We start from the raw sequence: 12,758 nt of genomic DNA, 5'->3' as shown, positions 1-12,758 counted from the left end.
TCGGAGCGAAGCTACAGCTCACCCCGCCCACCGGGGGACTTCAGTGGAGGAAATGGCGCTGGCCGGTGACCACCATCGCCAGGCCCAGAGCATTGCAGGCCGCAATCGAGTCGGCATCGCGCACGCTGCCGCCAGGCTGGATCACGGCTTTGATGCCATGGCCTGCGGCCAGGCGCACGGTGTCGTCGAAGGGGAAGAAGCCATCACTGGCCAGCACCGCACCGCGGGCTTTGTCGCCGGCTGCCTCCAGGGCCAGCCGGGCTGAGCCCACCCGGTTCATCTGGCCGGCGCCGATGCCCAGGCTCTGGCCATCCCGGGCCACGGTGATGGCATTGGAGCGCACGTGGCGCACCAGCTTCCAGGCAAAGCGCAGGTCGTTCAATTCCGTGCTGGTGGGCTGGCGCTCGCTCACCACCTGCCAAGCGCTCTCCTCCACCAGTTGGTCGTCGAGTGCCTGCACCAACACACCGCCGAGCAGGCTGCGCAGCTGCCGCCGCGAGGCCCGCGCGATCGCTTCGGGGGCCAGCTCCAGCAGCCGCAGATTGGTGCGGGAAGCCAGCCGCTCCCGGGCCGCAGCATCAAAGCCCGGCGCCACTACGCACTCAAGAAACAGGCTGCCGAGCTGCTCCGCGGCCCCCAGATCCACCGGGCGGTTGAGCGCCACAATGCCGCCAAAGGCCGAGAGCCGATCGGCATCCAGGGCCCGGGTGAGGGCATCGGCGCCATCGCGGCCTGTGGCCACCCCGCAGGGATTGGTGTGCTTGACCACCACGGCGGCCGGCTCGGCTCCAGGGCCGTAGCCAAACTCCCGCACCGTGGCGAGGGCCGCGTCGAGATCGATCAGGTTGTTGTAACTGAGCTCCTTGCCCTGCAATTGGTCAGCGGCGCCCCAGCCGGCAGCGGGCTCGCTGTGCCAGGTGGCCTGTTGATGGGGGTTTTCGCCGTAGCGCAGGCTCTGGCGAGCGGGCAGCTCGAGTCGCAGGGGCGCCGCCCCCTCAGCAGCAGCCGCCTCCTCCGCAGCGTCTGCCTCCAGACGGGCGGCCAGCCAAGTGCTGATCGCCGCGTCGTAACTGGCGGTGTGCTGAAAGGCTTCCAGCGCCAGGCGGCGGCGCAGGGCTGGGGTCAGGGCGCCAGCCCGCAGGGCCTCGAGAAAGGAGCCGTACTGGCTGGGGCTGGTGAGCACCGCCACATCGGCATGGTTCTTGGCGGCCGCCCGCACCATGGCTGGCCCGCCGATGTCGATGTTTTCGATCGCGGTGTCGAACGCCACCGCCGGATCGGCCACGGTCTCGCGGAAGGGGTAGAGGTTGACCACCACCACATCAATCGGGGCGATGCCCTGGGCCGCCAGATCCGCCTGATGGCCGGGCTCAGCCCGCTTGGCCAGGATGCCGCCGTGGATGCGGGGGTGCAGGGTCTTCACCCGTCCCCCCAGAATCTCAGGGGCCCCGGTGTGCTCCGCCACCTTGGTGACGGGCAACCCGGCGGCCTGGAGCGCAGCCGCGGTGCCGCCACTGGAAATCAAGGCGTAGCCGGCCTCCAGCAGCCCCTGGGCCAGGGGCTCCAATCCCTCCTTGTTGGAGACGCTGAGTAGGGCCGTGGGGGCCATGGCTGCCAAGGATGTTGGTCTGGAGCCAACCTACGCAGCAGCAGCACCCGCGCCATGACCGCCCCCAGCAGCCCCGCCAGCGACAACCTGATCCGGCTGGGCCCTCACCAGAGCGAGCGGCGGCTGGTGCTGCTGCACGGCTGGGGCGCCGACGCCGATGACCTGCTCGACCTGGCTGAGCTACTGGTGGAGCCCGCGGTAAGCGTGGTGGCGCTGCGGGCACCCCTGCCCCACCCGGGCGGCAGCGGCCGCCAGTGGTACGACCTGCAGCAGCCGAACTGGCCCCAGCTGCCCGCGGCCCGGACCCATCTGCGCCAACGGCTGGAGCAGCTTGCCTCCGAGGTGCCCCTGGAGCAGACGGTGCTGCTGGGCTTCTCCCAGGGGGCTGCCATGGCCCTGGATGTGAGCACATCCGGAGCAGGTCTGCCCCTGGCCGGACTGATCAGCTGCAGCGGCTATCCCCATCCGGATTGGCAGCCCGGCGCACAGACCATCAAAAAGATCCTGCTCACCCATGGCGAACAGGATCCGGTGGTGCCCTATGGGGCGAGCGAAGCGCTGCAGGAGCAACTGCGCCAAGGTGGAATTGAGACTGACCTGATCGGCTTTGCCGGTGGTCACACCATCGACACCAGCCTGTTTCCAGCCCTGCGCCATTACCTGGCCGGCCAGTGGCCGGCCTGAGGAGATCGCCTGTCAGACGAAGGCGTATTCGTACTCTTCCATTTCCTCCCAGTCATCGGCGGCGAGGGCTTCGATGCCTTCGAACAGAACGTCTTCACCGATGCGATCGACGATCGAACGCAGCGAAGGGAACAGGAAATGATTTTCTTCGGCGTACTGGGCACTGAACAGGCCCTTCTCGCCCCAGAAGAAGCGATCGGTGGTGTGCTCGTTGCGGCGCACGTTGAGGATCGCGGGGGGCACCAGCAGCTCCTCGGCGATGTAGCGGCGGGCCGCTGTGACCGGCTTGTGGGAACCCGTTTCCAGGTTGAAGGTGGGGACATGGGCCAGTACCCGCTGGCCGGCGAGCCGGCGACGGCTGATCCGCTTGCGCTTCTTGGACATTGAGCGGCTCCCGCGGGGGGAGAAGTGAGGGGACGAGGAGAAACCGGAGGGGAACGAACCATGGGAGCGCAAAACATGCGCAGGGTCCGTGACTCAGCCCGCCCAGGCAGCCGGAAAACCGGCAGCACGGACGACGTCCAAACGTTCTGATGCCCGGAAGCGTCAGCCGGCCCAAAAGGTCAGTGACACCGCAACCCGCCCATTCGGGTTGCGAACAACAGAGAGCATGGATCGGCAAAAAGTCGGATCTGTCTCTGCTGTAGCCTCAATTACCGGAAAGGGCAACAAAGGTGTGTGGGCGTCACGACGTTGAGCCGCTGCCCGCTTGCGGACCGCGTCGTATTGGTCGATACCAAAGATCTTAAGACTTTTTCTCGGTTTTCCCACGCCCTCTTGAAATTTTTTCGGCAGGGCGGCGGTTGATTGGCTCAGATGCAAGTCTCCGAAAGGTTTTTGAGCCTGCTTCGCTTTCAGTTGGCCCAGTTCGCCGACCGGGGTGATCTGCAGTCGCTGGTGGTGTACGTCACCCAGCCCGGCAACGGCAGCGCCCCAAGCCTGGTTCCCATTGGCCAGTGGCCCAGCGATGGCCGAGCCCTCCCGGCCGTGGAGGCAAGCAGCCCGCTGCGCTTGCCGGCCGAACAACGGCGCTGGCTGCCGCTGCGTCACCACAACGTGCTGCTGGGGGCCATCCAGGTGGAAACCAGCACGCTGCCGTGGCCCGACACCCTTGGCCAGCGACTGCAGGCCGTAGCCCTGTGTCTCACCGAAGCTCTCTGCCTCGACCTGGAACAACAGCGGCTGCAGCAGACCCTGAAGCAACAGGAGGCGGAGCTGGGCCTGTTGCTTCACCAACTGCGCAACCCCCTGGCCGCCCTGCGCACCTTTGGCCAGCTGTTGCTGCGGCGCCTGGACCAGGACGGCCAGAACCGCCCCCTGGTGGAGGGATTGCTGGCCGAGGAGCGCCAGCTCAACCGCTACGTCGATGCCCTCAGCCAGCTGGGCCGCAGCACGACACCGGTGGTCTCCGGCGAGGCGGCCCAGCCCCTGCTGCTTCCGCCAGGGCTGGTGGGACCGGAGGGCCAACCCCTGCCAGATTGGCTGGAGCCACTGCTGCAGCGGGCCTCCGCCACCGCCGCCCTGCAGGGTCGCCCCTGGCAGCCGCCTGCCCGCATGCCCGACTGGCACGGCGACAGCGGCGCTGTGGCCGAAATCCTGGCCAACCTGCTGGAAAACGCCTTCCGCTACAGCCCCGCCGGCAGCGCCATTGGCCTGCACTGCCAGCCCCTCGCGGGAGGTGCCTGGCAACTGGCGGTCTGGGACGGCGGCGCGCCGATTGTGCCCGAGGAACGGGAGACGATCTTCGAGCGGGGCGTTCGGGGGCGTGATGGTCAGAATCTGCCGGGCACGGGGCTGGGACTGGCCCTGGGCCGAGACCTGGCCCGCAGCCTTGGCGGCGAACTCAACCTGGTGGTACCACCCGCCGCCGTGGCGCCGGAGCTGCCACCGCAGGGCAATGCCTTTTGCCTCAGGCTGCCAGGAGCCGCAGCCCCAGACCACTAAGCAGCAGCGCCAGGCTTTCGGCCCACTCCACGCAGGCGCCGTAACTGTCGCCGCTGTGGCCCCCGAGACGGCGCCCCAGCCAGAGAGGGACCAGCAGCGCCGGCACCAGGCCGATCACCTGCGGAGGGGAGCCGCCAAGCCAACCCCACAGCACCAGCGCCAGCAGCAGCACCAGCAGCGCCGGCGCCAGTTCCGCTGCCAGCCCCCGCCAGTGCTGCCGGTGAAAACCGGCGCTGCCCTGCTTTCGCAGATAGGGGAACCACTGGATGGCCACAAGGGGGGCCACCCGGCCCCAGAAGGCAGCCCAGAGCAGGGCCGGTGGCGCGGCGGCTGCCAGGCACAGCAGACCCGCCGCCCGCAGCAGCAGCAGCACGGCCAGGGCCTGCACCCCTGAAGCGCCCACGCGGCTGTCCGCCATCGCCTCCAGGGCCCGGGGGCCGGCGCCCAGCCCATCAGCGGTGTCCATCGCCCCATCCACGTGCAGGCCACCGGTGAGGTTCAACCCGAGGGCCAGCACCACGGCCACCTGGGCCCCGAGCGGCAACCAGCCCGCCGACAGCCCCCAGAACAGGGCCTGCAGCCCGCCCAGCACCAGACCGATCAGGGGACCAAAGCGGGCGATGCGCTCAAAGCGCAGCGGCACCCCGGGCCAGGCCGGCAGCACGGAATAAAACACCCAGGCCCCCGCCAGATCGGCGAGCCAGCCAGGAATCCACCCAGAGAAAGGCTTCGGCAAGCGACACCTAGCGTCAGAACAGCACCGGTTCGGCGCAATCAGCTTCCCACCCGCCTTTTCCTTCGCCATCACGGCCCGCTGCCAACGCACCCGGGCCCGCTGCGGCTGCTTCCACACGCCCCATGGCGTGGTGACCACGCCCCGGTTCATGCCGGTGGGCACCCTGGCCACGGTGAAGGGGGTCACGGCGGATCAACTGCGCGCCACCGGCGCCCAGATGGTGCTCTCCAACACCTATCACCTGCATCTGCAGCCGGGCGAGGCGATCGTGGCCGACGCCGGCGGCCTGCACCGCTTCATGGGCTGGGACGGCCCGATGCTCACCGATTCCGGCGGCTTCCAGGTGTTCAGCCTGGGCGACATCAACACGATCAACGACCACGGCGTGGTGTTCCGCTCCCCCCGCGACGGGGCCCGGATCGAGCTCACCCCCGAGCGCTCGATGGCGATCCAGATGGCTCTGGGGGCCGACGTGGCCATGGCCTTCGACCAATGCCCGCCCTACCCCGCCAGCGAAGCGGATGTGGCCGCCGCCTGCCGCCGCACCCACAGCTGGCTGGAGCGCTGCATCGCCAGCCACACCAAGCCCGATCAGGCCCTGTTCGGCATCGTGCAGGGCGGCTGCTTCCCCCATCTGCGCCAGGAATCGGCGCGGATGGTGGCCTCACTGGACCTGCCTGGCATCGCCGTGGGCGGCGTGAGCGTGGGCGAGCCCACCGAAGAGATGCACCGGATCGTGCGTCAGCTGGGGCCGCTGCTACCGGAGGAAAAGCCCCACTACCTGATGGGCGTGGGCACCCTGCGGGAGATGGCGATCGCGGTGGCCAATGGTTTCGACTTGTTTGATTGTGTGATCCCCACCCGGCTGGGGCGCCACGGCGCTGCCCTGGTGGGCGGCGAGCGCTGGAACCTCAAGAACGCCCGCTTCCGCCACGACCACACCCCCATGGATGCCAGCTGCCCCTGCCCGGCCTGCCGGAACCACACCCGGGCCTACCTGCACCATCTGATCAAGAGCGAGGAGCTGCTGGGCAAGATCCTGTTGAGCCTGCACAACATCACCCAGCTGGGGCGCTTCAGCAGCGCCATGGGCCGGGCGATCCAGGACGGCTGTTTTGCAGAGGATTTCGCTCCGTGGGACGCCGATTCCCCAGCCGCCCACACGTGGTAGCGTCCGCCTCACGCGCAGTGATTTCCGGGATGGCCGCCTACACCCTGCAGACCCTGGCCCAGCTCCCCGAGGCCTACCAGGCCTTCGGCCCCCTGGTGGACATCCTGCCGATCATCCCCCTGTTTTTCCTGCTGCTGGCCTTCGTGTGGCAGGCCTCTGTGGGTTTCCGCTGAGCGGTGGGTTTCCGCCGAGCCAACGGGCCTTAACCCTGCCGCAGCACCGCCCAGGCAAAGGCCGGCAGAGCCAGCATGCGCCGCCAGCGGCTCGGCTCCTGCACCAAGCGGTACAACCACTCGATCTGTAGAGCTCCCATCCAGGTGGGGGCTCTTTTTTTGACCCCTGCCCAAACGTCAAAGCTGCCGCCCACGCCCATCCAGAGACCACCCCGGCGCCCCGGCAGCTGCTGAATCCAGGTTTCCTGCCGCGGCACGCCGAGGGCCACCAACACCAGATCAGGCCGGGCGCCGACCAGCTGCTGCTCCAGGCCCGGCCAAGCCTCGGTGCTTTGGTAGCCGTGGGCGCTGAGCACCAGCTGCAGCCCGGGGAGCTCCTGGCGCAGGCGGGCGGTGAGCTGCTCCATCACCGCCGGCGAGCCGCCCACCAGGGCCACCCTCCATCCGTGGGCAGCGGCATGGGCCAGCAGGTTGCGGGCCAGCTCAATGCCGGGACTGCGGCGCACCCGGAAACCCTGGCGGCCCAGGGCCCACACCACCCCCGCACCGTCGGGAATCACCAAGGCCGCCGAAGCAACTGCCGCGCCCAGGGCAGGGTCGGCCTTGGCCGCCATCGTCATTTCGGCATTGAGGGTGACGATCTGGCCGCCGCCCCGCTGCCACAGGGCCAGGGCCGCTTCGCCCACGTCGGCGCAGACATCCACCGGAACCCCCAGAACGCTGGTGCGCTGTGGTTCGGTTGCCGTTGCTGCCATAGGGGCGGGGGGGGGTGGGGGTGGAGAATTAGTGGCTGGCATGCCACTGGCACTGGTGCACCCATGGCGCAATCCCTGCCAATCTCGGGGCCAATCACGGGAACGAGCGCCTCAACAGAAGCGATCGGTACCCATCCTGCCGAAGCCTGGGCCGTGCTGCAGGAGCTCGATCAGCAGATCGATCGGGTGGTGCTGAGCCGGCAGCACCCGATCACGGGCCTCCTGCCCGCCAGCACAGCCCACACCGTGCACGGCAATTACGCCGACGCCTGGGTTCGCGACTGCATCTACTCGATTCAATGCGTCTGGGGACTGGCCCTCGCCCATCGCCGGCTGCGGGGACCGAGCCGTCGGGTCTATGAGCTCGAAGGGCGGGTGCTGCAGCTGATGCGCGGCCTGCTCAATGCCATGCTGCGCCAGGCCCCGAAGGTGGAGCGGTTCAAGCACAGCCTGCACCGGCTGCACGCCATCCACGCCAAGTTCGACACAGCCAGCGGTGGCCCCGTGGTGGCCGACGACGGCTGGGGGCATCTGCAGCTCGACGCCACGGCGCTGTTTCTGTTGCAGCTGGCTCAGCTGACCCGCTCGGGGCTGGTGGTGGTGCAGAGCAGCCACGAATGCGACTTCGTGCAAAACCTGGTGTACTACGTGGCTCGCGCCTACCGCGTGGCCGACTACGGCATCTGGGAGCGCGGTGACAAGGGCAACCACGGTCTGCCGGAGCGCAATGCCAGTTCCATCGGCCTGGTGAAGGCGGCCCTGGAAGCCCTCGAAGGCCTTGATCTCTACGGCCCCCACGGCGATGGAAGCTGCTGCCTGGTGATCCCCCACGACGCCATCGTGCGGCTGCGGCGGGCGCTGCGCGGCCTACTGCCGCGCGAGTCGGCCAGCAAGGAGGTGGACAGCGCCTGTCTTTCGGTGATCGGCTACCCCGCCTGGGCGGTGGAAGATCCCCAGCTGGCGGAGCGCACCCGCGCCAAGATCCGCGCCGAGCTAGGCGGCACATACGGCTACAAGCGCTTCCGCCGCGATGGCCACCAGACCGTGGTCGAAGACCACACCCGCCTGCACTACGAGCGGGAGGAGCTGGCCCAGTTCGAGCACATCGAATGCGAGTGGCCCCTGTTCTGGGCCTACGAGCTGGTCACCGCCTGTTGCGAGGAGCGCTGGGATGAGGCCCGTCAGTGGCGGCAGCGCCTGGCGGAGGTGAGCCTGGAGCAGGAGGGGGGAGCGCTGCTTCCCGAGCTCTATCTGGTGCCCGAGAAGGCGATCGAGGCCGAACGGCGCCAGCCGGGCAGCCAGCCCCGGGTGGCCAATCCCAACGTGCCGCTGCTCTGGACCCAGAGCCTCACCTGGCTCGCCGACCTGCTGCTGCACGGGCTGATCAGCCCGGACGACCTCGACCCCATCGGCCGCCGCCGGCCCAGCCCCTTCGGGGCCGACCAGGTGCTGGTGGCCCTGGTGCCGGCCCATGCCGGCATCGCCGCGGCCCTGCAAGCCGCTGGCCTGCCGCTGGCCCACGGCGCTGAGCACGCCACGGCCATACGGATCGGCAGCTCCCAGGAGCTGGCCCAGCGCATGGCCCAGGTGGGCGCCAACCCGGCCCTAGGGCTGAGCGGCCACCCGCCAGTGCGGATGGAAACCATGGCCACGGCCCGGCTCTACCGCCAGGGCGACACCAGGCTGGCCTTCCTGCCGGCCGTGCTGGAGGAGGACACCTTCTACCTCGCCGACGATCCGGAACAACTGGTGGATGCCGTGATAGCCGAGCTGCGGCTGCTGCAGCGCCACTGGCGGGGCAGCGGCGCGCCCTTGCTGCTGATCCCGGTGGCCGAAGGGGCCCTCCAGGCCAACCCGGAGGCCTTTCTGCGGCTAGGGAGGGAGTTACAGACTGGCCTGCTGGACGGCGTGCCGGTGCAACTGGGCAGCCTGACGGACCTGCTGGACCAGGGCAGCTGGGTGGAGCTACCACCCCAGGCGGGCCTGGCAACGCTGCCCCAGCCCCCGGCCCCCACCCTGCTGCGGGCCAGCACCAGCCAGGCGCCGCTGTCGGCCCGCGAAGAGCAGGACCTCGAGCGCCAGGACATCAGCATCGGCGACCTCGCCGAACGGCTCTGGCGCAGTTCCTCTCTGGAAGAGCAGGGCGAAGTGCTCGAACAGCTGGTGCGTCGCCTGGGCCCCGATTCACGCCTGCAGGGGCCCGCCGGCAACCAGCCGGTGCGCCTGCAGGCGCTGCTGGAAGAGGTGTACCGCCGGGCCCTGGCCGAAGCCGACTGGAACGTGGTGCGGCGCGTCGCCGGGGCCCTCGATCTGGTGCATCCCCAGCTGGAGGACGCCCTCACCGACCTGCTGGTGCGCCAGAAGCAGGTGGTGGTGGGGCGCAACTACACCAGCGACTCCCGCATCAGCGAACCCCAGGGCAGCGCCAGCATCGCCGCCATGATCAAGCGCTTCAGCGGTGAAGACGGCCGGGAATGGATGCTGCAGCAGGAGCTGCTGCTCGCCCTCGATGGCCTGGCCCGCCACGAGCCAGCGCTGCTCAGCGGCAGCCTCACCCTGCAACTGGGTCAACTGCTGCTGCTGCTCACCAGTGAACTGGCCACCGAAACCGATCGAAGCCCGATCGATGCCTTTGAGGCCCTCTGCGACCAGCCTCCCCACGCCATCCAACGCCGCCTGCGGGCGGTGCTGGCCGACCTGGAGCACGCCAAGGCCGCCCTGCAGCGCAAGGAGCAATTGCATGTGAGCGGCCGGGTGCGCTGGGACGTGCCCGATCCGCTTGAGGAACTGCCGAAGGAGGGCTGCTGGTTGCAACACCGACTGCGGCTTGGGGCCCTGGGCCGTGTACCCCGCGATTTCTACCCCGGCATCTGGGATCTGCTGCACCACTGCCGCGGCATCGTGATCGGCGACAAACTCGAGAAGCGCAACCGCCTCGACAGTGCGCCGCTGCTGAGCGAAAAGACCCCCGGCGAACGCAACTTCGCCGCCCTCGTCGATCACCTGCTGAGCAAAATCGAAGCCCCCGACTACCGCCAGCTCTGCACCGAAACCCTGATCACCTTGATCGCGTTCGTGGGCGCCAACCCCGAGGTGGTGTTTGACGACGACCTGGTGCTGGACGTGGTGATCGGGCATGCCGTGCGGGTGGGCTGGCAACAACGCCATCCCGACATCGCAGCAGAGCAGTACGGCCTGCACAAGGCGGAAGCCTGGGATGCCTTCTACCTGGCGTCGCCTGGCGACTGCCGCCGCTGGCAACTCGAAGCCCTACGCCAGCTCACCGACCCAGCCAAAGCGACCTAGATCGGCACCTCAAGACTCATGCAGAGGTTGGGCTGCTCCACACACTGCTCGATCAGATCGGCGAGCAGCAGGGCCCGGGAGGCCTGCACACCACCCACCGCAGGAGTGTCCACGCCGCGCACACACTGCAGAAAGTGCTCAAGCTCGGCGTAGAGGGGCTCGATGGACGTGGTGCTCACCTCCTCGATCACGCCATCGGAGCGATACACCAACTCGCCATGGTCGGCGCTCACCGATTCATGGGCACGGCGGTGAATGTGCAGGGTGCGGTTGAGAAAGTCGGTTTCCACCAGGCTGCTCCGGCAGTGGGCCGAGAGGCTGCGGATCTTGCGGTGGGCCATCTTGCTGGCCGTGAGGCTCGCCACCACCCCGTTGGCAAAGGCCAGGGTGGCGTTGACGTAATCGATCGGACCTTCAGCGCTGCGCCCGCCGGCGGCCGCCAACCGAATCACCGGGGCCCCGGCCAGTTCCAGCACCAGATCGATGTCGTGGATCATCAGGTCGAGCACCACCGACACGTCGTTGGCCCGATCGGCGTTGGGACTGTGGCGCCGGGCCTCCAGCACCACCACCTCCTCATTGGCCACCACCTTCACCAACTCGCGGAAGGCGGGGTTGAACCGCTCAATGTGGCCCACCTGCAGCAGCCGCCCGGCCGCTTCGGCCGCCTGGATCAACTCCGAGGCTTCCTCCTGGCTGGCGGCAATCGGCTTCTCGATCAGCACGTGCACGCCCGCCTTGAGGCAGGCCAGGCCCACCCGGTGATGCAGCAGGGTGGGCACGGCAATGCAGACCGCGTCCACCTCCGGCAGCATCGCCTCATAGGACGGGAACCAGCGACAGCCGAACTGCTGGGTCGCCAGCTCACCGCGGACCGCATCCGGGTCGGCCACGCCGACCAACTGGGCATCCTTGATCAGGCTCAGCACCCGGGCGTGGTGCCAGCCCATGTTGCCGATGCCGATGACACCCACGCGCACAGGGTTCATGGCTGGGGCTCACGGCTGGGCGCATTATCAGGGATCGGCTCCGCCACCGGGCGCTCGATCTGCACCCGTTCGATGCGGGGCCCATCCATGGCCAACACCCGAAACTGATGCCCCTTCCAGCGCAGGCCCTCGCCCGGGGCAGGGATGTGCTGGAGACGCTCCAACAGGAAGCCCGCCAGGGTGTGATGGCCTTCCGCCTCGGGCAACTGCAGGCCCAGCTGCCGGTTGAGTTCAAAGATCTCGAGATCACCCGCCACCGACCAGCAGCCCTCGCCCAGTTGCTGCAGATCCTGAGCCGCCTCGAGGGAATCGTCCTCATCTCCAACGATCTCACTGGTGAGGTCGACCACGGTCACCAGGCCCTCGGTGCCGCCGTGCTCGTCCACCACCACCAGCAGGGGCTGACCACTGCGAATCAGCGGCAACAGCTCGGCCAGGGGGGTGCTCTCCTGCACCCGGGCCACCGGGGTGATGTAAGGGGCCAGGGGCGTGTCGGCACTAAGCAGGCCCCGGGCCATCGGATCGGCCAGACGCCGCAGGTCCAGCAGGCCACGCACGTCGTCAAGGGAGCTGCCGATCACCGGAAAGCGGGCATGGGCCGTGTCGTGCACTTCCCGCATCAGCTCCGCAAAGCTCACATCCAGCGGCAGGGTGACCATGCCGGAGCGCGGCACCATCACTTCACGCACCAGGGTGTCGCGCAACGAAAACACCCCCTCCAGGATGTTGCGTTCATCGGGCATCAGACCCGTGACACTGCCGGTTTCAATCAGGGTTTCGAGCTCTCCGGCGGAGAGCACCGGCACCAGCTCATCCCAGTTGCGGGGAAGCCCCAACAGACGCAACAGGGTGCCGCTGAAGCGCTCCAGCAACGACAGCAGCGGGGCCAGGCTACGGATCACGGAATCCAGCAGGGGTGCCAGCCGCAGGGCTGAGACCTCCGGCCGGTGCAACACCCAGGCCTTGGGCAGCAGCCCGCCCAGCACGGTTGCCAGCAACACCAACAGCAGAAAAACGCCCGCATCCAGCCATCCCTGGGGAGCGGTACCCATCCCGTTCTGGCTTCCCAGCCAGACCCCCAAGCGCTCGGCCAGACCGCGCCCCGCCCAACCCAGGGCGACCAGGGCCAGGGCCGCACCCAACTGGGTGGCCACGAGCACCCGCCGCAGCCGATGCTGCAATTTCGCCACGGCCTGGGCCCCGGGCTCGCCAGACTCCTGCAACTGCTGCACCCGGCTTGGCCGCAGGCGAATCAGGGCGAATTCCCCAGCGGCAAAGAACGCCAGCAGGGCCAGCAGGATGGCCAACGCCAGGAGTTGGATCACGGGAAGCCCCACCAGGGGAGCCATCAATGAGCCGAGGATAGAAGCAGCCACCGAATCGGGCTGGCT

Annotated in this window: 11 protein-coding genes; 5 read left to right on the top strand and 6 right to left on the bottom strand. The window is 68.5% G+C overall.

Features of this window, described 5'->3' with window-relative positions; translation table 11 throughout:
- Nucleotides 1–40 precede the first annotated feature (40 nt).
- Nucleotides 41–1,609, bottom strand: a complete 1,569-nt coding sequence (purH, locus tag CJZ78_RS01630) for a bifunctional phosphoribosylaminoimidazolecarboxamide formyltransferase/IMP cyclohydrolase (RefSeq protein WP_094559130.1) — start codon at nt 1,607–1,609, stop codon at nt 41–43.
- A 54-nt stretch (nt 1,610–1,663) separates the two neighbouring features.
- On the opposite strand from purH, the gene CJZ78_RS01625 reads away from it, so the two are divergent.
- Nucleotides 1,664–2,293 carry an alpha/beta hydrolase gene (locus CJZ78_RS01625; protein ID WP_094559129.1) on the top strand — a complete coding sequence of 210 codons (630 nt, stop codon included), beginning with the start codon at nt 1,664–1,666 and terminating at the stop codon, nt 2,291–2,293.
- 12 nt (nt 2,294–2,305) lie between these two features.
- Here CJZ78_RS01625 and CJZ78_RS01620 read toward each other — a convergent pair whose 3' ends face one another.
- Nucleotides 2,306–2,677: a DUF3155 domain-containing protein gene (locus CJZ78_RS01620; protein ID WP_094559128.1), complete on the bottom strand. Its 372-nt coding sequence runs from the start codon at nt 2,675–2,677 to the stop codon at nt 2,306–2,308.
- 474 nt (nt 2,678–3,151) lie between these two features.
- Here CJZ78_RS01620 and CJZ78_RS01615 point away from each other — a divergent pair, with 474 nt between their 5' ends.
- Nucleotides 3,152–4,237 carry a sensor histidine kinase gene (locus CJZ78_RS01615; protein ID WP_369802003.1) on the top strand — a complete coding sequence of 362 codons (1,086 nt, stop codon included), beginning with the start codon at nt 3,152–3,154 and terminating at the stop codon, nt 4,235–4,237.
- Here CJZ78_RS01615 and CJZ78_RS01610 read toward each other — a convergent pair.
- Nucleotides 4,203–4,973, bottom strand: a complete 771-nt coding sequence (locus tag CJZ78_RS01610; RefSeq protein WP_233128398.1) for an adenosylcobinamide-GDP ribazoletransferase — start codon at nt 4,971–4,973, stop codon at nt 4,203–4,205. The two genes, CJZ78_RS01615 and CJZ78_RS01610, sit on opposite strands and share 35 nt — an antisense overlap.
- A gap of 37 nt (nt 4,974–5,010) precedes the next feature.
- Between CJZ78_RS01610 and tgt the strand changes: the two genes are divergently transcribed.
- Together tgt and CJZ78_RS01600 are read left to right on the top strand one after the other, a co-directional pair.
- Nucleotides 5,011–6,144 carry a tRNA guanosine(34) transglycosylase Tgt gene (gene tgt / locus CJZ78_RS01605; protein ID WP_094559127.1) on the top strand — a complete coding sequence of 378 codons (1,134 nt, stop codon included), beginning with the start codon at nt 5,011–5,013 and terminating at the stop codon, nt 6,142–6,144.
- Between the two features lie 29 nt (nt 6,145–6,173).
- The gene (locus tag CJZ78_RS01600) at nt 6,174–6,317 is read left to right on the top strand and encodes a photosystem II reaction center protein K (protein WP_094559231.1); all 144 of its coding nucleotides are present in this window, start codon (nt 6,174–6,176) and stop codon (nt 6,315–6,317) included.
- Between the two features lie 29 nt (nt 6,318–6,346).
- Here CJZ78_RS01600 and CJZ78_RS01595 read toward each other — a convergent pair whose 3' ends face one another.
- The gene (locus tag CJZ78_RS01595; RefSeq protein ID WP_094559126.1) at nt 6,347–7,072 is read right to left on the bottom strand and encodes a WecB/TagA/CpsF family glycosyltransferase; all 726 of its coding nucleotides are present in this window, start codon (nt 7,070–7,072) and stop codon (nt 6,347–6,349) included.
- 63 nt (nt 7,073–7,135) lie between these two features.
- Here CJZ78_RS01595 and CJZ78_RS01590 point away from each other — a divergent pair, with 63 nt between their 5' ends.
- The gene (locus tag CJZ78_RS01590; protein ID WP_094559125.1) at nt 7,136–10,378 is read left to right on the top strand and encodes a glycoside hydrolase family 15 protein; all 3,243 of its coding nucleotides are present in this window, start codon (nt 7,136–7,138) and stop codon (nt 10,376–10,378) included.
- Here the strand turns inward: CJZ78_RS01590 and CJZ78_RS01585 are convergent.
- On the bottom strand, nt 10,375–11,367 hold the full coding sequence (locus tag CJZ78_RS01585; protein ID WP_094559124.1) for a Gfo/Idh/MocA family protein: 993 nt from the start codon (nt 11,365–11,367) through the stop codon (nt 10,375–10,377). The genes CJZ78_RS01590 and CJZ78_RS01585 overlap by 4 nt on opposite strands.
- Nucleotides 11,364–12,689, bottom strand: coding sequence for a hemolysin family protein (locus CJZ78_RS01580; RefSeq protein WP_094559230.1), 1,326 nt, complete (start codon nt 12,687–12,689; stop codon nt 11,364–11,366). Before CJZ78_RS01580 ends, CJZ78_RS01585 begins: the two co-directional genes overlap by 4 nt.
- Between the last annotated feature and the right edge of the window lie 69 nt (nt 12,690–12,758).

It is taken from the genome of Synechococcus sp. 8F6, from assembly GCF_002252665.1.
Classification (GTDB): domain Bacteria; phylum Cyanobacteriota; class Cyanobacteriia; order PCC-6307; family Cyanobiaceae; genus Cyanobium_A.
Note: the sequence above shows the minus strand (reverse complement) of the source record. Positions and strands in the feature narration are given on the sequence as shown.